The sequence below is a fragment of the Nitratidesulfovibrio sp. genome, from assembly GCF_040373385.1.
Classification (GTDB): domain Bacteria; phylum Desulfobacterota; class Desulfovibrionia; order Desulfovibrionales; family Desulfovibrionaceae; genus Cupidesulfovibrio.
Genome location: NZ_JBDXXH010000003.1, coordinates 428,131 through 448,982, shown reverse-complemented (window position 1 = coordinate 448,982; position 20,852 = coordinate 428,131). Strand labels below are relative to the sequence as shown.

Genomic DNA, 20,852 nt, shown 5'->3' with positions numbered 1-20,852 from the left:
CCACGCGGCACGAAGCGACGACGACATGGCACGCAGGCGGCCAACGCATGACGACGCGGTGCTCGGTTACCGTATGTCGACGCAGCAGGCCATCAACGCATGACGGCGCTGCGGACGATCAACGCATGACGACGCAACAGGCGATCAACGCATGACGACGCAACAAGCGTCTGGCGTCTCCCGTCCCGGTGCGTAGACCAGTTCGGGACGTTTCAGCAGCACGCCGCCGCAGCCGGGGCGCTTCCAGGTGGCCAGCCAGCGGGCCACGCGGGTGTCCGTCTTCATGGCCGGGGTATGTTCGTGGGTCACCGGGCGCACGTGGGGCACCCGCTGTTCCAGTTGGCAGAACAGGTCGGCCAGCAGGTTCACTTGCCGCCATACCGGAATCTCCGGGTGGATCAGGTCGTAGATGCGATAATGGGCGGAACCGTCCTGCCCGCGCAACAGGGTGCCGTCCATGGACACGGGAAGGGCGGCGGATGCGCTTCCCGCCAGCGCCGCACCCACGGCGTCGCGCAGCACGGCCAGCTCCCCGGCCAATGCGTCCAGCCCCGGCACAGCTGCACCCGCCTCGTCCACGAATTCCTGCGTGCCGCCATCCCATAACAGATGTGGCCCCGGATAGCGCATGCAGTGGAACAGCCCGCCCAGGCTGCCGCCGCAGTGCTGGCGAAAGGCCTCGATGTCGGTGCCGACGATCATGGGACGAAGGGCGCTCTGCGCCATGCGGCCAAGCTGCATGCGAAACTCCTGCGAAAACGGTTGTACACCGTGCGATTGCTGACGGACGGCTGACGGCACTGCCCGAAAAAAGGCGAGAGACTGGCCGAAACAGGCCGGATCGGGCCGCATCGGGCCAGACCGGACCAGACCACACACCTACCTCACCGTCCCGAGGCGCGGCAACCCCTTGCGCTGCGACGGACCGATATGCCATGCCCCATCAAACGCCCCGGAGGCCCGCATGCCCTTTCTCCGCCCACTCGCCCTGCTCCGCCGCGCATTCACCGCCGCCCTGTCGTGCCGTGCCCTGTGGGTCATGGCGTTCGTGGTCGCCCTGCCGCTGCTTTCGCCCCCTTGCGGCATGGCCGGCCCCATGGCCAGCCAGGAAAACGCAATGTCGTCCGCCGGGGCGGGGCAAACCTCTCCTCCGCTCCCCCCGACCAACGAACCGTTGGCGGGGCTCACCGCCCGGGCGAAATCGGGCGACCCGCGCGCGCAACTGCAACTCGGCATGCTGCATGAAGAGGGGCGCGGCGTGCCGCAGGATCTGCGCCGTGCCGAAGCCCTGTACCGGCAGGCCATCGCCAAGGGGGACGCCAACGCCATGAACCAGCTGGCCGTCCTCATCGACAGCGGCAGGTCCAGCAGCAGCGACCGTGGCGAGGCGGTGCGCCTGTTCCGCAAGGCCGCCGAAAAGGGCAACGGTTTGGCCGCCTATAACCTGGGCCTGATGCTGCGCGAAGGCAGGGGCACCCGCAAGGACTGGCCCCAGGCGGCCTACTGGCTGGCTTGTGCCGACGTCCTGGGCGAGGCGCGGGCCATGAAGGACCTGCCGCCCCGCGTGACGCAGGCCGGAAGTTAGCCGCTGGGGACTCTGCCCCGCCAGCAGCCGGGCAGGCCCGGCCCATGCCCACGGCCTGCCCGAACCGGCCCGAGGCGGTCACGCATGCCGCGCCCTGTCCGCTGCCCCAACCCGCACGGCCACTGCATGCAACCCCCCAATGCACAAGGACATATCCTCGCGCCAAAGTCCGAATGAACGCACAGGTGTGCAAATCTAACCGTTTGCCCTTCACACCCGTCCGTTGTACCTTTGCATGGTCCGCGCGACGTCCGGCCTCGCCGCCGTGTCGCCGCGCGCCCATCCGGCATCCCTCCGGACACCAGTCCCGGACACCGCGCCACGGCGCGTGCCCCGCCCCATCCACCGCCATCCGGACGAACGGCAACGCATGAGCGGCCACATCCTGCTGATCGAAGACGACACCGCCTTCCAGTCCATGCTGCGCGAGGCACTGGAGGAACGCGGCCATCGCGTCACCGCCGCCGGGCGCGCCGAGGACGGCATCGCCCTGTTGCGTGGCGGCGGCTTCGACCTGGTGCTGTCCGACGTCATGCTGCCCGGCATGTCCGGGGTGGAAGCCATCCCCCACCTGCTTTCCGCCGCGCCGGGCACCGACATCATCGTCATGACCGCCTACTCCACGCGCGAGCTGGCGCTGGAGGCGGTGAAGCTGGGCGCCTACGACGTGTTCTCCAAGCCCTTCAGCCTGAAGGAAATGGACATCGTCATCCGCCGGGCCATGGAAAAACGCAGGTTGCAGGCGGAAATCGCCGCCCTGCGCGATTCGCTGCGCCGCGACGGCCCGGCCAGCCGCATCATCGGCGAAAGCCGGGCCATCATGGAGGTGAAGGCGCTCATCGAAAAGGTGGCCCCGCTGGACACCACCGTGCTGATCATGGGCGAATCGGGCACCGGCAAGGAGCTGGCCTCGGATACCATCCGGGCGCTGTCGCCGCGCGCGTCCGCGCCCTTCGTGAAGGTGAACTGCGCGGCCATTCCCGAGCATCTTTTCGAAAACGAACTCTTCGGCCACGAGAAGGGCGCCTTTACCGGCGCGGCCACGGCGCAGCCCGGCAAGTTCGAGCTGGCCCAGGGCGGCACCCTGATGCTGGACGAAATCGGCGACATGCCCCTGGCCATCCAGCCCAAGCTGTTGCGGGTGGTGGAGCAGAAACAGGTGGAACGCCTGGGCGGGCGCAGACCCGTTACGCTGGACGTGCGGCTCATCGCCGCCACCAACCAGAACCTTGCCGACCGGGTGCGCGAAAAGGCCTTTCGTGAAGACCTGTACTACCGCCTGGGCGTGGCCGTGGTGCATCTGCCCCCGCTGCGCAGCCGCAGGGAAGACATCCCCCTGCTGGCCCAGCACGTGGTGCGGCGGCTGCAAGGCACCCTGGGCCTGCCCGTGCACGGGCTGACCCCGGCGGCCGTTGCCGCCCTGTGTTCCTACGACTGGCCGGGCAACGTGCGCCAACTGGCCAACGTCATCGAGCGTGCCGCCATCGCCGCCGAAGGCCCCATCGACGCCCCCGACGTGGACCGCGCCCTGGGCCGCGCCCCCGGTGCAACGTTCGAAAGGTCCGCGCCCGAAGGGATGGTCTCCGGGCACATGTCCGGGCCGGACGACGCCGCAGGCCGACCGGACCGCGAGGGAACCGACGCCACCGGCCAGCCCGCCCCGTCCACCCTTCCCACCCCGCCGCCCACCGGCGCATCCCCGGTTGGCACGCACTCAGCCAGCGCTTCGGCGGGCGCGTCCTCCACCCACGCCTTCGCGGCGGCGGCCCTTACCGGCCCCATCGACCTGCGCGAAACCATGCGCATGGTCGAACGCAACCTGCTACTGGACGCGCTGCGCCGCGCCGAGGGCCGCCAGACCGAAGCCGCCGTGCTGCTGGGCCTGACCCCAAAGAACCTGTGGGCCAAGCTGCAGAAGCACGGCATCAAGCCGCGCAACGGACTGCCCCTGATCCAGGAATCCTAGATTTTCTTCCGCCGCGCCCCGCAGCGCCCCCCCCCTCGTCCACGCTTTCCATCCCCCCGCCACGTTTCGCGACACGCCCGTATCCCCTCTGGACGGTGACGCCCCGACACCGCCAACTGCGCGCGGCTTCGAGCCGCTCCAAGAATCCTAGATTCTCGCGCAGGCCGCTCGCCCCATTGGACTTCCCGCCCCGTTTCCCCTGCCCGGCGCCCTCCGCGCCCGCCCTTTTGCCATCCCCACTCCAAGATTCGTGGATTCCATGCCGCCGCAGTTCCCCGCGCGCCGGTCCATCCGCCCGGATATCATCCGCGCTAACAGCCCCTTTTGGCCCGTGTAAAAAAACATTCCGTACTGTTTCAGAATGTTAACGCGTATTACGTTCTGCATGACGTTCCTTGGCACGCGGGTTGCTGAATGGGAGTCAACAACGGCCCCCCGGCCAGCCAACAGCCCCTAACGCAGGAGAGACATCATGTTTGAACGCTTCACCACCCTGATTCGTGACGAAGAAGGCGCTACCGCTCTCGAATACGGCCTCATCGCCGCCCTCATCGCCGCCGTCATCGTCGCCGCCGTCACCGCCCTCGGCACCAAGGTCAGCGCAACCTTCTCGTACATCGACTCCAAGATGCCCACCCCCGGTTCGTAGCCCACGGCACAACCGCACAGCACAGCAACGAAGGAATAAGAGGAGAACAGCCATGTCGAAGATCATCGCCCGCCTGATCCGTGACGAAGAAGGCGCCACCGCCCTCGAATACGGCCTCATCGCCGCCCTCATCGCCGCCGTCATCGTCGCCGCGGTCACCGCCCTCGGCACCAAGGTCAGCTCCACCTTCTCGTACATCGACTCCAAGATGCCCACCCCCGGTTCGTAGGCCCCGTTTATAATCGCGCAAAAACCCGAAAGGAGTAAGATGATGTTGAAGTCCCTCACCACCCTGATCCGTGACGAAGAAGGCGCCACCGCCCTCGAATACGGTCTCATCGCCGCCCTCATCGCCGCCGTCATCGTTGCCGCCGTCACCGCCCTCGGCACCAAGGTCAGCTCCACCTTCTCGTACATCGATTCCAAGATGCCCACCCCCGGCTCGTAGCACCCCGCGACGGCGTACCGGCTTCCCGCCACCGCTGCACTCGGAGGGGCCGGGGCGAACCCCCGGCCCCTTCGCCATCGAAAGCGCGGACCTTGCGATGGAGAACCCGCCCGAATCGGCACCCCCCAAATGGCACCCGCCGACAGGGCAGTCCGCCCGGAAACGGCGACACCCCGTTTCCCCGGTCACCCCGGTTACAAGAGGAGAGCACCCATGAACCCCATCCTTGCCGCCCCCCTCGCCGCCGTACTGCTGGTGGCCGTGACCACCGACCTGCGCGCCATGCGCATTCCCAACTGGCTCACCTTTCCCGCCATGCTGGCGGGCGTCGTGGTCAACACGGTGCTGGGCGCCTGGACCGGCGGCCTTTCCGGCGCCTGGGACGGCCTGCTCTTTTCCCTGTCCGGTTTCGGCCTGGGCCTCGGCCTGATGCTGATCCCCTTCCTGCTGCGGGTCATGGGCGCGGGCGACGTGAAGCTGCTGGCCGCCGCCGGTGCCTTCCTGGGTGCCGAAACCGTGTTCCGCGCCTTCATCTGGACCAGCCTTGCCGGCGGCGTCTACGCCCTGGGCGTGCTGGCCTTCCACCTGCCGCAGTTGCGCGCGGTGTTGCGCTCGCTGCGGGTATCCGTCGAACTGCTGGCCGTCACCGGTCGCTTCGACTACGTCCCCGCCACCGCCAGCGCCCGCCTGCCCCGGCTGTGCTACGGCGTGGCCATCGCGCTGGGTACCGGCCTTGCCATGGCGCAAGCCGCCTTCCCCTCGGCCATGTCCGCGCTGCTGCCCGCCTGGGCCGTCATCCTGTAGGGGGGCACGGTCATGCGCGCCTCCTCACTGATCCAGATTTCCCTCGCGCTGGTGCTGGCCCTGGTGGCCGGGGTGCTGGTGTTCCGGTTCATGCAGGTGAACCGCGCCGCCGCCCCCCAGATGGCCGCCCCCGAGCAGGTCGAGCTGGCGGTGGCCGCCGCCGACGTGCCGCGCGGCGCCAAGCTGACGGCCGAACAGATCAAGATGGCCCCCTTCCTGAAGTCCAGCGCGCCATCCGGCGCGTTCAACAAGGACGCCATGCCCGTGGGCCGGGTGCTTTCCTCCGACGTGACCGCCGGTGAACCCATCACCGAAGCCCGCCTGTTGCAGGACGGCCAGGCGCACGGCGGCGTCAGCACGCTGATCGCCCCCGGCATGCGCGCCGTGGCCGTCAAGGGCAACAAGGTGCTGGGCCTTTCCGGGTTCATCCGCCCCGGCAACCGCGTGGACGTGCTGGCGACCCTGGACGACGAAAGCCGCGAGAAGTCCAAGTCGCGCACCAAGCTGGTGCTCGAAAACGTGCGCGTGCTGGCCACCGGCACCGAACTGAAGCAGGAAGGCGACGACACCTCCACCTCTTCGGTGGACGTGTATACCCTGGAAATCTCGCCCCAGCAGGCCGAACCGCTGTCCCTGGCCGCCTCGCGCGGCGAACTGCACTTCGCCCTGCGCAACCCCGCCGACGACGGCACGGTGCTGACCCCCGGCACGGACGTGCCCGGCACGCTGGCCCTGCTGACCAGCACCCCGGAGGGCAAGCCGGTTCCCAAGGTGCGTGAAACCAAGGTGGAGATGATCTCCGGCACCGAACGTTCAACACTGAGGTTCCCGCAATGAGCCGCCCCGCCCACCTCACCCGCGCGGCGGTTCAGCCCGTCGGTTCCCTGTCGATCGTTCGCGCCGCATGCGCCATGTTGGCAGCCGTGCTGGTTCTGGCCGTCGCCACACAGGCCCTGGCCGACGCAACCCCGCAGTCCGTGCCGCTGGCCATGGGCAAGTCCATGGTGGTGCGCACCGCACAGCCCGCAGCCCGGGTTTCCGTGGCCGACGAAGGCATCGCGGGGGTGGTCGTACTGTCGCCCCAGCAGGTCTACATCACCGGCAAGAAGCCGGGCGGCACCACGCTTACCCTGTGGAACGGGGCCGGGGCCATCACCCAGGTCTACGACATCCAGGTCACCCCGGACCTTGCCCAACTGAAGGAAATGCTGCACCGCGTGCTGCCCGACGAAAAGGACATCATGGTCATGGCCGTGGGCGAATCCATCACCCTGGCAGGCACCGTGCGCAGCAGCGCGGGCATGACCACCGCCCTGGACGTGGCCAAGCTGTACGCCCCGGACAAGGTGACCAACCTCATGCAGGTGGGCGGCGTGCATCAGGTGATGCTGGAAGTGAAGGTGGCCGAGATGCGCAAGTCGGTGCTGGAACGCCTGGGCATCGACCTGACCTACGCCTGGAACAACGATTTCGCCTTCGGCATGCTGAACCAGCTGTTCACCCTGGACAGCCAGAAAGGCGTGGTGGGCGTGGGCGGTACAGGGGCCGTGATCAGCCCCAACGTCACCGGCATGTTCCGCGCCACTGCGGGCCAGGCGAGCCTGATGGGCTTTCTGGACGTGCTGAAGCAGAACGGCCTGGTCAAGGTGCTGGCCGAACCCACCCTGATCTGCCGCAGCGGCGAAACCGCCGACTTCCTCGCCGGGGGCGAAATACCCATCCCCGTGCCGCAGGGCCTGGGCACCGTGGCCATCGAATTCAAGAAGTACGGCGTGACCCTGGGCTTCACCCCCACGGTGGTCTCGGACAAGCTGATCAGCATGCGGGTAAACCCCGAAGTATCGGAACTGGACTATACCAACGTCATCGAAATCAACGGGTTCACCATTCCGGCCATCTCCTCCCGGCGCGCCGCCACCACCGTGGAACTGGCCGACGGCCAGAGCTTTGCCGTGGCGGGCCTGCTGCGCGACGAAGTGCGCGAGAACATCAAGAAATACCCCGTGCTGGGCGACGTGCCCCTGCTGGGCACGCTGTTCCGCTCCAGCAACTGGCAGAAGAACGAGACCGAACTGGTCATCATCGTCACCCCGCGCCTGGCCAAGCCGCTGGACGGCGCCACGGCCAAGCTGCCCACCGACGGCTTTCGCGAGCCATCGGAGTTCGAATTCTTCCTTCAGGGCAAGATGGAGGGCGCAGCCCCGGCCATCACCGCCCCCGCCGCCTACGCCGCACCCCGCAACACGGCCGATGCCCCCTCGGGCATGGAAGGCGAGTTCGGACACGTGCTGCCCGGCCATGCCCAAGGAGGCACGAAATGAACGCCAACCGGATCGTCCCCCAGCCCCGCCCTGCCCTGTTGGCCCTGCTGCCCCTGTTTGCGGCCATCTTCGTCCTTGCCGTCCTGACGGGCTGCGCCGGGCCGTCCAAGGACTCGCCCATTTCCGAATGGACCTTCACCCAGGGCGAGGCCTTCCGCGCCCAGCGCGACGCCCAGCGGCTGAACCCCGGCCCGGCGGACGACGACCCCGTCATCGGCCTGGATGGCCGGGTGGGCGAGCGCGTCATGAAAACCATGCGCGAAGGCGAGAAGAAGCCCGATGAAGGCAACACCCTCCGCTTCAAGATCGGCAAGTAGCGAGAATCCGCCATGAACATCACCCATCCCGTCTGCCTGCTCACCAAGCGCCTCGCCACGCGCGAGGAACTCACCCGCGTCCTCGCCCGGCAGGATGGCTTCCGCCTGGTCACCCCCGGTGAAGCCGACGACCTCGGACTGGTTGTCCTGGAATTGGGGGAAGACCTGGAGGACGATTTCGAGTCCATCGCCTCGCTGGTGTCCGACCCCCGCGTGGGCGAGGTGTTCGTGGCCTCGCGCCAGAAGGACCCGGACCTGATCATCCGCGCCATGCGCGCCGGGATCAGCGAATTCCTGTCCCAGCCGTTCCGCTCGGACGAGGTGCTGGCCGCGCTGGAAGGCTACGCGCGCCGCCGCCGTACCGCGCGAGCCGCAAGCCCGTCGGCTGCCGCGCCCGCCGCCGGTGGCCGGATCATCCACATCATGGGGGCCAAGGGCGGCGTGGGCGCCACCACCGTGGCCGTGAACCTTGCCGTGCTGGCCGCGCGTTCCCTGGTCGGCACCGCTCCCGCGTCCGATGCGAAGAAGACGGGCAGGGGCCTGACCGGAACGAACGGACGCGGCACCAATGCCGCGCGCGACGTGCAGGCCATGGGCGACATGGCCCTGGCCACGGGCGGCCCGGCCGCCAACCCCGCCGCGCTGCCGCTGGCGGCGCTGATGGACATGCGCCTGCCCCAGGGCGACGTGCCGCTGTTCCTGGACATGGAATATTCCCGCACCTGGGCCGACGGCGCGCGCAACCTTGGCCGCCTGGACGCCACCTTCCTGCGCAGCCTGGCCGAACGGCACGCCAGCGGCCTCGAAGTATACGCCTCGCCCGACACGGGCGACGACCTGGACGCCATCAGCCCCCGCGCGGTGAAGGCCGTACTGGACCTGGCCCGCGCCCTGTACGCCGTCACCGTGGTGGACGGCGGCCCCTATGCCGACGAACTGGCCCTTGTTTCCATGCAGGAGGCGGAAACCATCCTGCTGGTCACCGACCTGGCCCTGCCCGCCCTGGCGGGTGCCCGCCGCCTGCTGGACGACGTGGCCGCCGCTGCGCCCTCCGTGGCCGCGCGCATCCAGTTGGTGGTCAACCGCATGTCGCCCCAGGCCGGGGTGGACCTGACCGAGGCCGAACGGCTGCTGGAACGCAAGGTATTCGCCACCGTGGGCGACGACTACGGCGCTGCCGTGTCGGCCATCAACCAGGGCGTGCCCCTGTGCGAGGCGGCGCCCCGCTCGGTGGCCGCGCGCTCGTTGGCCAAGCTGGCCGAACGGCTGGCCCCCGCCGCCGCCGCGCCCGGCAACGGCGGCACCGCGCCCGGCATGAAGGCGGGGGGCATCTTCGCCCGCCTGCTGCACCGCAAGGGCGACGACACGCATGAACCCAATCGGCGCGGCATGGAACGCGACCCCGAACGCGAACGGGGCGGCCTGCTGCCGCACGGCGTCCTGTTGCAGGGCGCAAGGGGATAGCCATGAGACTGGCCGAACGACTGATGCGCACCACGCGGCGGCAACCCGCCCCCGCGCTGACGCCGGAATCCGAGACCCCGCCATTCGTGCACGCGGATGCCGACGTCTACGGGCATCTCCAGCACGAACTGGACAGCCTGGAGCGCGGCCCGGAGTCCGCACCGTCGCGGCAGGTGCCCCGCCTGGGTGCGTCCGGCCTCAACGCCCGCAGCCATCTTTCCGGCAACGGAACCGCCATGCCCACCCCGCAGGACCTGCGCGAGGCCCCCACATCTTCCGCACCCGTCACCTTCCTGAACGGGGCAGGTGATGCAAACGGGACGGATCACACGGACGAAACCGACAACGCGCCCATCCCGCGCGTACCGGTCAACGACGCCACCCTGTTCCGCGCGCCGCGTCCGGAATCCGCGCCGGTGTCCGAACCTGCGGCGGCCTCCGCGCCTCACGCGGTGCCCCGCGCCGACACCCCGAAAACGCAGGCCCCTTGCGCGCAATCCCCTGACGCGCAGGCCGCAAACCCCCAGACCACCGACGCGCAAGGCCCCCAGGCCGCCAAATCCCGTCCGCTGTCACGCCCCGCTGCCCGCCCCGCCAGCGCGGAGCAGGTGTGCGACGTGTCCACCCTGACCCTGCACGGCGACCACTACTACGAAATTCGCGCCCGCCTGCAAGACCGCCTGCTGGAGATGATGGACCTGGCCGCCGCCGAATCGCTGCCGCCCGACAGGCTGGCCGCAGAAATTTCGCGCCTGGTCGAAAAGCTGCTGCGCGAGGAATTCCGTCAGGCCCCCCTCAACGCGCAGGAGCAACGCCAACTGGTCGAGGACATCCGCGACGAGGTCATGGGCCTTGGCCCGCTGGAACCGCTGCTGCGCGACCCCACGGTCAACGACATCCTCGTCAACAACTACCGCATGGTCTACGTGGAACGGCGCGGCAAGCTGATCCGGGTCAACACCCGTTTCCTGGACGACGACCACCTGCGCAAGATCATCGACCGCATCGTGGCCCGCATCGGCCGCCGCGTGGACGAGGCATCGCCCATGGTGGACGCGCGCCTGGCCGACGGGTCGCGCGTCAACGCCATCATCCCGCCGCTGGCCCTGGACGGCCCCAGCCTGTCCATCCGCCGCTTTTCCAAGGACCCGCTGGAACTGGAAGACCTGATCCGCTTCGGCGCGCTGAGCCCGGATATGGGCGAGGTGCTGCGCGGCATCGTCAAGGCGCGGCTGAACATCATCGTTTCCGGCGGCACCGGCTCGGGCAAGACCACCATGCTCAACTGCCTGTCACGCTTCGTGCCGCACGACGAGCGCATCGTGACCATCGAAGACGCGGCGGAACTGCAACTGAAGCAGGACCACGTGGTGCGGCTGGAAACCCGCCCCGCCAACATCGAGGGGCAGGGTCAGGTCACCGCGCGCGACCTGGTCAAGAACTGCCTGCGCATGCGGCCCGATCGCATCATCGTGGGCGAAGTGCGCAGCGGCGAAGTGCTGGACATGCTGCAAGCCATGAACACCGGCCACGACGGCTCGCTGACCACCATCCACGCCAACACCCCGCGCGACTGCCTGATGCGCCTGGAAACCATGGTGGCCATGGCCGGGCTGAACATCGGCACCCTGTCGCTGAAGCGGTACATTTCGTCCGCCGTGGACGTGATCATCCAGGTTTCGCGCCTGTCCGACGGCTCGCGCAAGATGACCAGCCTTTCGGAAATCACCGGCATGGAAGGCGACGCCATCACCATGCAGGACATCTTCACCTTCGAACAGACCGGCGTGGACGAAAACGGCAAGGTGCAGGGGCGCTTCCGCTCCGGCGGCATCCGGCCCCGCTTCGCCCCGCGCCTGGCCGCCATGGGCATCGAGCTCGGCGGCGCGCTGTTCGACCCCGACCTGTCGCAGTAGCGCGGCAGCCTGAACGCAAAGGGGTTTCGCCATGATGCTCGTCATCGCCGTACTCTCGGTCATCGCCATGTTCGTGTTCGTCATGGGCGTGCTGGACCTGGCCTACGGTCGCCGCCGCGCCACGGCGCAGCGCGTGGGGCAGCGCATGGAAAACCTGCTGCGGGCGAAAGACGAGCAGGACCGGGTGGACCTGGAACGCCGCCGCTCCCTGTCCGACGTGGACTGGCTGCACCGGATGCTGGCCGCCCAGTCGTGGACCAAGAAGATGGACCTGGCACTGGAACAGGCGCAGGTACGGGCCACCCTGGGCGTGCTGCTGCTGGCCTCGGTGCTGGGCGCGGCCTCGAGCTTTCTGGTCATGCACCTGCTGGTGGACAACCTGTTCCTGCTGGTGGCGCCGCCGCTGGCGCTCGGCTACGCGCCCTTCCTGTGGGTGCAGCGCAAGCGCAACGCCCGCATGGGCCGCTTTCAGCGTCAGCTGCCCGATGCGCTGGACCTCATCGCCCGCGCGCTCAAGGCGGGGCATGCCTTCAATCAGGGCATGCGCATGGTGGCCGACGAATTCGCCGATCCCATCGGCCCGGAAATCCAGAAGACCCTGGACGAAATCAACTTCGGCATCCCGGCGAACGCGGCCCTGTACAACCTTACCCGCCGCGTGGACTGCCCGGACCTGAAGTTCTTCGTGGTGTCGGTGAACATCCAGCGTGAAACCGGCGGCAACCTGGCGGAAATCGTCACCAACATCGCCCGGCTGATCCGCGAACGGTTCAAGCTGGCGGGCCGGGTGCGCGTGCTTTCGGCGGAAGGCCGCCTGACCGCCTGGATCCTGTTCGCCCTGCCCTTCGGCATCGGGTTCATCATCAACCTGCTGAACGCCGACTTCATGAGCGCCCTGTACGCCACGCCCGAGGGGAACATGCTGCTTACCGGATCGCTGTTCCAGATGGCCATCGGCGGTATCGTGCTCAAGCGCATGACCACCATCAGAGTCTGAGGATATCCGCCATGCCGTTCGACGAAACCATGATCCCCTTCCTGGCAGCCCTGCTGGCCTCCGGCGCGGTATTGCTGGTGGCGCAGGCTCTGCGCGGCATGTTCGGCAATCGCCAGCGGGTAGAGCGCATGCATGGTCGCCTCACCCGGCACGCCACAGGCGCCCGCGCCGTGGCCGTGGCCGCCCCGACCCTGCCCGAATCCCCCTTTTCGTCCCTGAAGGCCGCCCTGAACGCCGTGGCCGAGCGGGTGGGGCAGAAGGTGGTCAAGGACGACGGCGAGGAAGTGAACGAGGCGGGTCTGGCGCTGGTGCGCGCGGGCTTCCGCAACCGCCGCGCCCCGCTGGTATTCTGGGGCGTGAAGGCCGGGCTGACCCTGTGCGGCCTGCTGCTGGGGCTGACGGTCCGCCTGCTGGCGGGCAACGACATTCCCGTGGGCATGGTGGCGCTGCTGTTCATCTGTCCGGCGGTGGTGGGCCTGTACGCGCCCAACGTGTGGCTGTCGCGGCGCATCAAGGCACGCAGGCTGGACATCATCAACTCGCTGCCCGACGCCCTGGACCTGCTGGTGGTCTGCGTGGAGGCGGGCATGGGCCTGGACCAGGCCTTCTCCCGCGTGGCCCGCGAAATGATGGGCACCAACCCGGTGCTGGCCGAGGAACTGAACCTGGTCATCCTGGAACTGCGCGCGGGCAAGTCGCGCTCCGAAGCCCTGAAGAACCTGGCCTCGCGCGTGGCGCTGGAAGACGTGAACAGCCTGGTCACGCTCATCGTGCAGGCGGATGCCTTCGGCACCAGCATTTCCAGCACGCTGCGCGTCTACTCCGACACCATGCGCACCACGCGCTTCCAGCGGGCCGAGGAAATCGCCGCCAAGATGCCGGTAAAGCTGCTGTTCCCGCTGGTGTTCTGCATTCTTCCGGCCCTGTTCGTGACCATCATGGGCCCCGCGTTCATCAAGTTGATGCAGGTCTTCGCCCAGATGGGCCAATAGCCCCGGCGGGATTTCATTCCTCCGGCGCCCGCTGGCTGGCGTGTTCTCCTTGCCAGCGAACGAAATCCCCAGCCGGGGCGAAGAGAGAAAATCGCCCGGTTTGCAACAATGAAGGAAAACGCCATGACCGCCCGCACCGCCACCCGTCCCGCCCTTGCCCTGCTGGCGCTGTGCGCCCTGCTGCTTGCCGGTTGCGGCGCGCAGCAGCCCACGCGCGGCTCCAACCTTTCGCTGATGGAACGCTACCACAGCAACAAGGATCTGCTGCACGACGGCGAAGGGGTGCAACCCACCCCCCAGGGTGATGCCATGAACGCCCAGGAACATTTGCAGCGCGGCCTGAACTTCCTTGCGCAGAACCGGCAGGAACTGGCCTTCGAGCAGTTCAGCCGGGCCTGCCAGCTCGATCCCAAGCTGGCCGAGGCCAGATACCAGCGCGGCGCGCTGCTGGTGGCGCGCGGCGTCACTGCCGAGGCCCGGCCCGACATCGACGCCGCCCTGTCGCTGGCCCCGGACAATGCCCGGGCCTGGGAAACGGCGGGCATGCTCAGCTTTGCCGAAGGCAACCTGACCGAGGCCGGGAGCCGCTTCGAACGGGCGCTGGCGCTGGACCCGCGCCTTGCCGGGGCTGCCAGCCACCTTGGCGCCATCCACAATTACCAGGGGCAGCCGGACAAGGCCCTGGCCCTGTTCGTGCGGGCGCTGGAGCAGATGCCCCGCTCGGGCGAACTGCACAACAACGCGGGCATCGCGCAGGCCATGCTGGGTAGCGACGCCGCCGCCGTGGACCATTTCCGCGCGGCCATCACCTACGGGGCGCCCGGCAACCGGGTGTGGAACAACATGGGCCTGTCGCTGTGCCGCCTGGGCCGTTACGACGAAGCCTTCGAGGCCTTCCGCAACGCCGGGGGCGAAGCCGCCGCGCACAACAACCTGGGCGTGTACCTTTCGCAGCAGGGCGAGCATGCCTTGGCCCTGTACCATCTGCAACGCGCCCTGGAAGTGGAACCGCGCTACTACGCCCGCGCTGCGGAAAACCTGAAGCGAGCCCGCCTGGCCGCGCGCATCGCGCAGGGGCAGGGCCCGGCATCGTCCACCGCCGCGCCGCTGCCCATGGCCGGGCCCGACACGGTGCCCACGGGGCCTTCGGGGGCCATGGGAATCGGCCCCGTACCGGGCGCGCCCGGTGTAGCCACGCCGGTGACGCTGCCGCCTTCGGCAACGCCCCTGAAGGCGCGCGCCACCCCGGCTGCCGTGCGCGAAGGCGAATTGCGCGACGGCAACTAGGCACGCAGAAATTTCGGGCGCGCCACGCGCGTCCACCATTGTCCGTTGGGGGCACCGCTGATGGATCTCGCCGGGGGGCGGACCATCGCAAGGAGTGAAACCATGTTCGAAACACGCAACACCATGCCACCGGCCCCGCCCGGCGGAACGCGCAGGGGACTGCGCCACCTTCCGTCGTCGCGGGCGCTGGCCCAGCGCGGCCTGGCCGCGCTGGAAGTGGCCCTGATGCTGCCGGTCATCGCCGCGCTGCTCTACGTACTGGTGGAGGGAGGCAACACCATCCGCGCCTACTCCGCCCTGACCGAGGCCAGCCGCGCGGGTGCGCGCCACGTTGTCATGAACGACGACGCGGCGGGCGTGCAGGCTCTCGTCCGCTCGCTGGCCACCACGCTGGACCCCAACGCCCTGACGGCCACCGCCGTCAAGGACACGGGCAAGCAGATGGTCACGGTAACCGTGCAGTATGCCTACAAGTCGGTATTCACGAGCAATCCCTACAACGGAGACCCCCATGACGCGCTCTACACGTTTTCCGCAAGCACCAGCATGCCCACGCCGTAACGCGGCCCGGCCTGCCGGTTTTCGCGCCCTGCTGCGCGGCCTGTGGCGTGGCACGCGGGGTTCCATGGCCATGCTGATGGCCGTGCTGCTGCCCGTGGTGCTGGGCCTTGCCGGCCTTGGCATCGATTCTGGCATGCTCTACCTCGCGCACAATCGCCTGCAGGGCGCCGTGGACGCGGCGGCCCTGGCGGGCAGCCTGCAACTTCCCTACGACCCGCAACTGGACAAGGGGCTGGTGAAGGGCGCCGTGAACGAATACATGGCCGCCAACTACCCCACCGCCGTGCTGAAGGGCGTTGCCCCCGGCACGGAGGAACGCAGCGTCACCGTGAAGGCAGAGGCCACCGTGGCCACCATCTTCATGGGCGCCCTGGGCATCGGTTCCTCCACGGTGCGCGCCCAGGCCACCGCCGGGTACAACAACCTGGAAGTGGTCTTCGTCATCGACAACACCGGCTCCATGAAGGGCACGGCCATCCAGCAGGCCAACGCGGCCGCCACCCAGCTTGCCGAACTGATCATGCCCGAAGGCATGGAAACCTCGGTCAAGGTGGGGCTGGTGCCCTTCCGGGGCAAGGTGCACATTCCCGCCAACGTTGACGGCCTGGCCGACGGCTGCCGCAATGCCGACGGAACCCTGGCGCCCTCGTGGATACTGGAGGAGTACAAGCAGGCCAAGTACCGCACTCCCACGGGTTCTTCGCTCAACGTGCCCAAGGGCACCTGCGACAGCATTCCGCGCGTGCAGGCCCTGACCGGCAACCGTTCCACCATCGTCAACGCCATCGCCGAGCAGGACGCCCTGGGCGACGCCTCTGGCACCGTCATCTCCGAAGGCATCAAGTGGGGACGCCACGTGCTCACCCCCGAGGCACCGTTCACCCAGGGCTCGTCCAACAAGGACATGCGCAAGGTCATGATCGTGCTGACCGACGGCGACACCGAAGACGCCAAGTGCGGCGGCAACTACGCCCTCAGCTACACGCCCAACGCCTACTGGACCAACGCCTACTACGGCATGTTCGACATGAACACCCACTGCGAGAACGGCGGCAAGCTGAACGCGGCCATGCTGAGCGAGGCACAGCTCGCCAAGGACAAGGGCATAGAGATCTTCGCCATCCGCTACGGCGACTCCGATTCCACGGACATCAGCCTGATGAAGGCCATTGCCTCCAGCAAGGCGGGCACCACCGACCACTACTACAACGCGCCCTCTGCCTACGACCTTGAAGAAATCTTCAAGAAGATCGGTCGGCAGCTCGGCTGGCGGCTGCTGCGCTAGCGCGGCGGGGAGGACACCATGCGTGCATGCCGCATATCGCCGTTCCGTCTGTGGCGCAAAGAAGACGGCGCCAGTTCGCTGGAGGTGGCGTTCATGCTGCCCGTGCTGCTGGCCATGCTCTTCGGGCTTGTGGAATTCGGCTACAACCTCTTTGCCCGCTCCACCGTGGAAAAGGCCGCACAGGTGGGGGCACGCTTTGCCGTCACCGGCGAAGGCTTCGACACGGGCAACCGGGTGACACTCATCAAGGACGCGGCCCGGCCGCTCACCGAGGTGCTGTCCGGCTCCACGGGCACGGGCGTGACCATCCTGGTACGCAGCTATCCCAACGGCACCGGGGCCGCCGCTGTCGAAAACAACGGCGGCGACCCCTGCCAGACGGTGGAGGTACAGGTGGACTACAGTTACGCGCCGCTGACGCCGCTGGTAGGCTCCCTGCTACCGCCGCAGATAACCGTCAGCGGGCGCGAACGCATGGTCAACGAACCCTGGGCGATCTGCAAATGATGCGCCGCCTGGGGCTTTCGCTGCACTGCGTGCCCGAGGCACACGACATCGTCGCCGGTTCCGGCTGGCCGGGTGACAGTGGCTGGGCCGGTGATCCCGGCGGGGCGGGCGGGCTGCGGCCCGTGGCCCCGCCGGAACCGGACGCGCCGTGCTCACCGGGCGCACCGGGTGCCCGCCCCGCCGAGCCTTCCCCGCCGGAGCAGCTCCCCCCGGTACATGGCGGGCCACCCCGGTTTGCGGGCGTGGCCCGTTCTGCTATCATGCGGAGCACGTCGGCCCCCGACTGGCCGGTTGACGTCGCTCCGGACATTGCGCCAGACATTGCAAACGACATTGCAAACGACATTGCGGCGGACTGCCTGGCGGACATGCCGGGCATGATGCCCCCGGAATGGCCGGTGGCCGCCCGCGCGGCGAAAGGTGCGGCCGGTTACGTGCAGCCGCAGCCACACCGGACCGCTACCCGACGGCCTGCCGTCCTTGCGTTGCTTGCGGAAACCGCCCTCGGCGTCCTTCCTGACACCCATGGGCCTGCCACCCATGGGCCTGCCACCCCCCGGCCCGCCACTCACCGACCCGCCACTTACAGGGAAGCCATGCCCGCATCCCCGCCACCTCCATCCACCAGCACGCCCGACCAGGACGTCGCGGCGGCACGCGCGGCGCGGCTCAGCCTGCTCATCGTCTCCGAGTTCGAGGAATTCGCACGCGGACTGGTGGCGCGGCTTGCGGCCTGCGGGCTGGAGCCTTCGTACATGCTGGCCGAAACGCCGTCCGAGCTTTCGCGCCTGATCACCGAAGAACCGTGGGACATGGTGGTGGCGGAAGCCGAGGCTCCCGGCATGACCTGGCAGGAAGTGCTGATGCTGGTGCGCGGGGTGCGCGAAGACGTGCCCTTCGTGCTGGTAAGCCCCACCCCCGACGAAGGGATGGCCCTGGAGGCCATGCGCGAAGGCGCAGACGAGGTGCTCTGCGCCGACGACTGGCACCTTGGCCCCGCCTTCCTGCGTCTGGTGCGCGAGGCGGAACGACGGCGCACCCTTTCCGTGCACTGGCGCGAGATAAACCGCGACGCCCGCCAGTGGCGCGGCATGGTGGAAGGTACCGTGCTCGGCATCTTTCGCTGCCGCCCCTGGGGCGACCTGATAAGCGCCAACCCCGCCTTTGCCGACATGTTCGGCTACCCTTCGCCCGATGCGCTGTTCGCGGCCATCCGGACCGGCGGCGCAGCCGGTGTCGCCCCCGGCGGCCCCCTGCCCGACGGCTGGCTGCCCGGCGGTTTTCTGGACCGGGCCACCCTGGACCGCATGCTGAACACCCTGCGTGACGAAGGCGAGGTGCGCGACTTCGAAACCACGGCCCGCCGGGCAGACGGCTCCACCTTCTGGATTTCGGTGAACGCCCGCGTGCAGCGCGGCACCACCGGAGAAATTTCCGGCATCGAAGGCACGGTGGAAGACATCGACCGCCGCAAGGCCGTGGAAAACATGATCATCCGCGCCAAGCAGGAATGGGAGAAAACGTTCGACAGCGTGCCCGACATCATCATGATCATGGACGCGGGCCAGCGCGTGCGGCGCAGCAACATGGCCCTGGGCAGGCTGTTGGGCCTGCACCCCAAGGATCTGGTGGGCCGCCACTGCAACGATGTGCTTGGGGCCTCCGTCATGGCGGACGACGTGTGCACGGCCATCCGGGCCATGCCCTGGGGCGAAAGCCGCACCGAGGAGCTGTACCTGCCCAGCCTTGGCGGGCACTTTCTGGTCACCCTGTCGCCCTTCCTTGCCGACAGCCAGTACGACGGCGAACCGATCCGGGAGGGGGACGCGCCCGGCACGGTGCTGGTGGCGCACGACATCAGCAGCCGCAAGCAACTGGAAGCCCGGCTGCGCCAGGCCCAGAAGATGGAGGCCATCGGCACGCTGGCCGGGGGCATCGCCCACGATTTCAACAATATCCTTGGCGTGATGATGGGCTACACGGAAATGAGCCTGGACCAGACCGAAGACGGCGACGCCCAGCACCGCCGCCTGACCGAGGTGCTGGCCGCCGGACGCCGGGCGCGCGACCTGATCCGCCAGATCCTGACCTTCAGCCGGCAGGAGGAACCGTCCCGCCTGCCGTTGCCGCCGCTGGCGCCCATCAAGGAAACGGTGCGCCTCTTGCGCGCCACCCTGCCCGCCAATGTGGACATCCGGCTGAACCTGGCCGACACCGGCCCGCTGCTGGCCAACCTGAGCCAGTTGCAGCAGGTGATCATGAACCTGTGTGGCAACGCGGCCCATGCCATGCGTGAACGGGGCGGCGTGCTGGAACTGACCCTGGACGCCGTGGAACTGGACGAGGACGAGGCCACGGTCCGCTCGCTGCCCGCCCCCGGCGGCTATGCCCGGCTGCGCGTGCGCGACACGGGGCACGGCATTCCTGCGGATATCCTCGAGAACATCTTTGACCCGTTCTTCACCACCAAGAAGCCGGACGAGGGCACGGGCATGGGCCTTGCGCTGGTGCACGGCATCGTCACCGCGCACGGCGGGGCCGTTGCGGCGCAATCCACCGTGGGTGTGGGCACCGAATTCGAGGTGCTGCTGCCCCTGGCTCCGCAGGCGGGCGAAGAGGCCGCCTCGGGGCCGGATTCCGCGCACAGCGGCAGCGGCGCGGCGCTGGTGGTGGACGACGAGGCTCCGCTGGCGGCCATCATGGGGGCCATGCTGGAAAAGCTGGGCTACCGCGCCGTGGTCACCGCAAATCCGCTGGACGCGCTGGAACGCTTCCGGGCAGACCCGGCAAGCTGGCGGCTGGTGGTCACCGACCAGACCATGCCCGGCATGACCGGCACGGAACTGACCCGCCAGGTGCGCGCCCTGCGGCCCGACCTGCCGGTGGTGCTGTGTTCCGGCTTCAGCGAGGGGCTGGGGCACGACGCGGCCACGGAGGCGGGGGTCAGCTTGATGCTGGCCAAGCCCCTGCTGCGCGCCGACCTTGCCGCCGCCCTGTCCGAGCTTGGGCTGGAGAACGGGAAGGGGTAGCCCCGCGCCACGGATTGGCATTCACCATCAACTCAATATCGTAGTCTTGGGATACGGCACGAACCCCAAGCCATCGCACAGGACAACACGTGACGTCATGCCGGCCTAAAAAACACATTAGCAGATGCAAGCCACCTGAAGATGATTACGAAAAATGCCAGCAATGGTACCTTGACGGAACCCTTGCGGGCATAGTTGCCACCTTTATTCATTGCGACAAGCCGTACCATGACAGGGAGAGGGCTCATTACACAGCAGATGACACGCTTGAAAAGCGCATACGAAAGGCTGCCCGCTCCATCGGACACGAAGGGAAAATGTGTGGTCATCAACGCAGAATAGGAATGCTAAAGCTAGAGACTGCCATTGAACAATGCCTGATTCCAGCTGCCATGCGCTTAGACGAAGCCGCGCAGACAGGATTCGACAGACTTCACATGACAGTGCAGGAGATTCTTTCCAAATTCGCAGGTGTAGGCACGCTATTCTACTACGATTTTTCCGAGCGATTTGGCCATTACTACATGGCACACCCGCAGATGGTACATTTGCACTGTGGAGCGCTGGAAGGTGCCAACGTACTTGTTAAGAAGAACCTCATGGAACAATTCCAAGGGGACAAACTGCCCGTCAGTGCTTTCCCTGCCCCGCTCAACACCCTCGATGCCCGAGATATCGAAAGCGTGCTCTGTATATATTGCAGCAGGTTGTAGCGTCACCCATA

At 67.9% G+C, this 20,852-nt stretch carries 20 protein-coding genes; 19 read left to right on the top strand and 1 reads right to left on the bottom strand.

Annotated features, from left to right (window positions below):
* Window positions 1–144: 144 nt before the first annotated feature.
* Window positions 145–741, bottom strand: a complete 597-nt coding sequence (locus ABWO17_RS07730) for a hypothetical protein (protein ID WP_353117250.1) — start codon at window positions 739–741, stop codon at window positions 145–147.
* Window positions 742–964: 223 nt separating this feature from the next.
* Between ABWO17_RS07730 and ABWO17_RS07725 the strand changes: the two genes are divergently transcribed.
* The 19 genes from ABWO17_RS07725 (at window position 965) to ABWO17_RS07635 (ending at window position 20,841) form a co-directional block, all read left to right on the top strand.
* The gene (locus ABWO17_RS07725) at window positions 965–1,585 is read left to right on the top strand and encodes a tetratricopeptide repeat protein (RefSeq protein WP_353117248.1); all 621 of its coding nucleotides are present in this window, start codon (window positions 965–967) and stop codon (window positions 1,583–1,585) included.
* A gap of 370 nt (window positions 1,586–1,955) precedes the next feature.
* Entirely contained in the window at window positions 1,956–3,551 is a 1,596-nt protein-coding gene (locus tag ABWO17_RS07720; protein WP_353117246.1) for a sigma-54-dependent transcriptional regulator, read from the top strand.
* A gap of 472 nt (window positions 3,552–4,023) precedes the next feature.
* Window positions 4,024–4,200: a Flp family type IVb pilin gene (locus ABWO17_RS07715; RefSeq protein ID WP_353117244.1), complete on the top strand. Its 177-nt coding sequence runs from the start codon at window positions 4,024–4,026 to the stop codon at window positions 4,198–4,200.
* Window positions 4,201–4,252: 52 nt separating this feature from the next.
* Window positions 4,253–4,429 carry a Flp family type IVb pilin gene (locus ABWO17_RS07710; protein ID WP_353117242.1) on the top strand — a complete coding sequence of 59 codons (177 nt, stop codon included), beginning with the start codon at window positions 4,253–4,255 and terminating at the stop codon, window positions 4,427–4,429.
* A 42-nt stretch (window positions 4,430–4,471) separates the two neighbouring features.
* A complete protein-coding gene (locus tag ABWO17_RS07705; RefSeq protein ID WP_353117493.1) occupies window positions 4,472–4,648 on the top strand; it encodes a Flp family type IVb pilin in 177 nt (58 codons plus the stop codon).
* 213 nt (window positions 4,649–4,861) lie between these two features.
* Window positions 4,862–5,452, top strand: coding sequence for an A24 family peptidase (locus ABWO17_RS07700; protein ID WP_353117240.1), 591 nt, complete (start codon window positions 4,862–4,864; stop codon window positions 5,450–5,452).
* A 12-nt stretch (window positions 5,453–5,464) separates the two neighbouring features.
* Window positions 5,465–6,289, top strand: a complete 825-nt coding sequence (cpaB, locus tag ABWO17_RS07695; RefSeq protein WP_353117238.1) for a Flp pilus assembly protein CpaB — start codon at window positions 5,465–5,467, stop codon at window positions 6,287–6,289.
* Window positions 6,286–7,773, top strand: a complete 1,488-nt coding sequence (locus tag ABWO17_RS07690; protein ID WP_502914888.1) for a type II and III secretion system protein family protein — start codon at window positions 6,286–6,288, stop codon at window positions 7,771–7,773. Before cpaB ends, ABWO17_RS07690 begins: the two co-directional genes overlap by 4 nt.
* The gene (locus tag ABWO17_RS07685) at window positions 7,770–8,090 is read left to right on the top strand and encodes a hypothetical protein (protein WP_353117234.1); all 321 of its coding nucleotides are present in this window, start codon (window positions 7,770–7,772) and stop codon (window positions 8,088–8,090) included. Before ABWO17_RS07690 ends, ABWO17_RS07685 begins: the two co-directional genes overlap by 4 nt.
* A 12-nt stretch (window positions 8,091–8,102) precedes the next feature.
* Window positions 8,103–9,554 carry a response regulator gene (locus ABWO17_RS07680; RefSeq protein WP_353117232.1) on the top strand — a complete coding sequence of 484 codons (1,452 nt, stop codon included), beginning with the start codon at window positions 8,103–8,105 and terminating at the stop codon, window positions 9,552–9,554.
* A gap of 2 nt (window positions 9,555–9,556) precedes the next feature.
* Window positions 9,557–11,470, top strand: coding sequence for a TadA family conjugal transfer-associated ATPase (locus tag ABWO17_RS07675; RefSeq protein ID WP_502914887.1), 1,914 nt, complete (start codon window positions 9,557–9,559; stop codon window positions 11,468–11,470).
* A gap of 31 nt (window positions 11,471–11,501) precedes the next feature.
* Complete coding sequence (locus tag ABWO17_RS07670) at window positions 11,502–12,467, top strand: type II secretion system F family protein (protein ID WP_353117230.1); 966 nt, start codon at window positions 11,502–11,504, stop codon at window positions 12,465–12,467.
* Window positions 12,468–12,478: 11 nt separating this feature from the next.
* Window positions 12,479–13,459, top strand: coding sequence for a type II secretion system F family protein (locus tag ABWO17_RS07665; RefSeq protein ID WP_353117228.1), 981 nt, complete (start codon window positions 12,479–12,481; stop codon window positions 13,457–13,459).
* A gap of 123 nt (window positions 13,460–13,582) precedes the next feature.
* The gene (locus tag ABWO17_RS07660; RefSeq protein ID WP_353117226.1) at window positions 13,583–14,746 is read left to right on the top strand and encodes a tetratricopeptide repeat protein; all 1,164 of its coding nucleotides are present in this window, start codon (window positions 13,583–13,585) and stop codon (window positions 14,744–14,746) included.
* Window positions 14,747–14,848: 102 nt separating this feature from the next.
* Window positions 14,849–15,307 carry a TadE/TadG family type IV pilus assembly protein gene (locus ABWO17_RS07655; protein WP_353117224.1) on the top strand — a complete coding sequence of 153 codons (459 nt, stop codon included), beginning with the start codon at window positions 14,849–14,851 and terminating at the stop codon, window positions 15,305–15,307.
* On the top strand, window positions 15,258–16,592 hold the full coding sequence (locus ABWO17_RS07650; protein ID WP_353117222.1) for a vWA domain-containing protein: 1,335 nt from the start codon (window positions 15,258–15,260) through the stop codon (window positions 16,590–16,592). Before ABWO17_RS07655 ends, ABWO17_RS07650 begins: the two co-directional genes overlap by 50 nt.
* 18 nt (window positions 16,593–16,610) lie before the next feature.
* Window positions 16,611–17,099 (top strand): TadE/TadG family type IV pilus assembly protein, encoded by a 489-nt coding sequence (locus tag ABWO17_RS07645; protein WP_353117220.1) that lies wholly within the window; start codon window positions 16,611–16,613, stop codon window positions 17,097–17,099.
* A 596-nt stretch (window positions 17,100–17,695) separates the two neighbouring features.
* Window positions 17,696–20,128 carry an ATP-binding protein gene (locus tag ABWO17_RS07640; protein ID WP_353117218.1) on the top strand — a complete coding sequence of 811 codons (2,433 nt, stop codon included), beginning with the start codon at window positions 17,696–17,698 and terminating at the stop codon, window positions 20,126–20,128.
* Between the two features lie 89 nt (window positions 20,129–20,217).
* On the top strand, window positions 20,218–20,841 hold the full coding sequence (locus ABWO17_RS07635; protein WP_353117216.1) for a hypothetical protein: 624 nt from the start codon (window positions 20,218–20,220) through the stop codon (window positions 20,839–20,841).
* Window positions 20,842–20,852 lie beyond the last annotated feature (11 nt).

What these genes read in the sequence shown, in the direction of transcription:
- ABWO17_RS07730 (WP_353117250.1), bottom strand. Translation starts at nt 741, where the DNA reads ATGCAGCTTGGCCGCATGGCGCAGAGCGCCCTTCGTCCCATGATCGTC.
- ABWO17_RS07725 (WP_353117248.1), top strand. Translation starts at nt 965, where the DNA reads ATGCCCTTTCTCCGCCCACTCGCCCTGCTCCGCCGCGCATTCACCGCC.
- ABWO17_RS07720 (WP_353117246.1), top strand. Translation starts at nt 1,956, where the DNA reads ATGAGCGGCCACATCCTGCTGATCGAAGACGACACCGCCTTCCAGTCC.
- ABWO17_RS07715 (WP_353117244.1), top strand. Translation starts at nt 4,024, where the DNA reads ATGTTTGAACGCTTCACCACCCTGATTCGTGACGAAGAAGGCGCTACC.
- ABWO17_RS07710 (WP_353117242.1), top strand. Translation starts at nt 4,253, where the DNA reads ATGTCGAAGATCATCGCCCGCCTGATCCGTGACGAAGAAGGCGCCACC.
- ABWO17_RS07705 (WP_353117493.1), top strand. Translation starts at nt 4,472, where the DNA reads ATGTTGAAGTCCCTCACCACCCTGATCCGTGACGAAGAAGGCGCCACC.
- ABWO17_RS07700 (WP_353117240.1), top strand. Translation starts at nt 4,862, where the DNA reads ATGAACCCCATCCTTGCCGCCCCCCTCGCCGCCGTACTGCTGGTGGCC.
- cpaB (WP_353117238.1), top strand. Translation starts at nt 5,465, where the DNA reads ATGCGCGCCTCCTCACTGATCCAGATTTCCCTCGCGCTGGTGCTGGCC.
- ABWO17_RS07690 (WP_502914888.1), top strand. Translation starts at nt 6,286, where the DNA reads ATGAGCCGCCCCGCCCACCTCACCCGCGCGGCGGTTCAGCCCGTCGGT.
- ABWO17_RS07685 (WP_353117234.1), top strand. Translation starts at nt 7,770, where the DNA reads ATGAACGCCAACCGGATCGTCCCCCAGCCCCGCCCTGCCCTGTTGGCC.
- ABWO17_RS07680 (WP_353117232.1), top strand. Translation starts at nt 8,103, where the DNA reads ATGAACATCACCCATCCCGTCTGCCTGCTCACCAAGCGCCTCGCCACG.
- ABWO17_RS07675 (WP_502914887.1), top strand. Translation starts at nt 9,557, where the DNA reads ATGAGACTGGCCGAACGACTGATGCGCACCACGCGGCGGCAACCCGCC.
- ABWO17_RS07670 (WP_353117230.1), top strand. Translation starts at nt 11,502, where the DNA reads ATGATGCTCGTCATCGCCGTACTCTCGGTCATCGCCATGTTCGTGTTC.
- ABWO17_RS07665 (WP_353117228.1), top strand. Translation starts at nt 12,479, where the DNA reads ATGCCGTTCGACGAAACCATGATCCCCTTCCTGGCAGCCCTGCTGGCC.
- ABWO17_RS07660 (WP_353117226.1), top strand. Translation starts at nt 13,583, where the DNA reads ATGACCGCCCGCACCGCCACCCGTCCCGCCCTTGCCCTGCTGGCGCTG.
- ABWO17_RS07655 (WP_353117224.1), top strand. Translation starts at nt 14,849, where the DNA reads ATGTTCGAAACACGCAACACCATGCCACCGGCCCCGCCCGGCGGAACG.
- ABWO17_RS07650 (WP_353117222.1), top strand. Translation starts at nt 15,258, where the DNA reads ATGACGCGCTCTACACGTTTTCCGCAAGCACCAGCATGCCCACGCCGT.
- ABWO17_RS07645 (WP_353117220.1), top strand. Translation starts at nt 16,611, where the DNA reads ATGCGTGCATGCCGCATATCGCCGTTCCGTCTGTGGCGCAAAGAAGAC.
- ABWO17_RS07640 (WP_353117218.1), top strand. Translation starts at nt 17,696, where the DNA reads ATGCCCGCATCCCCGCCACCTCCATCCACCAGCACGCCCGACCAGGAC.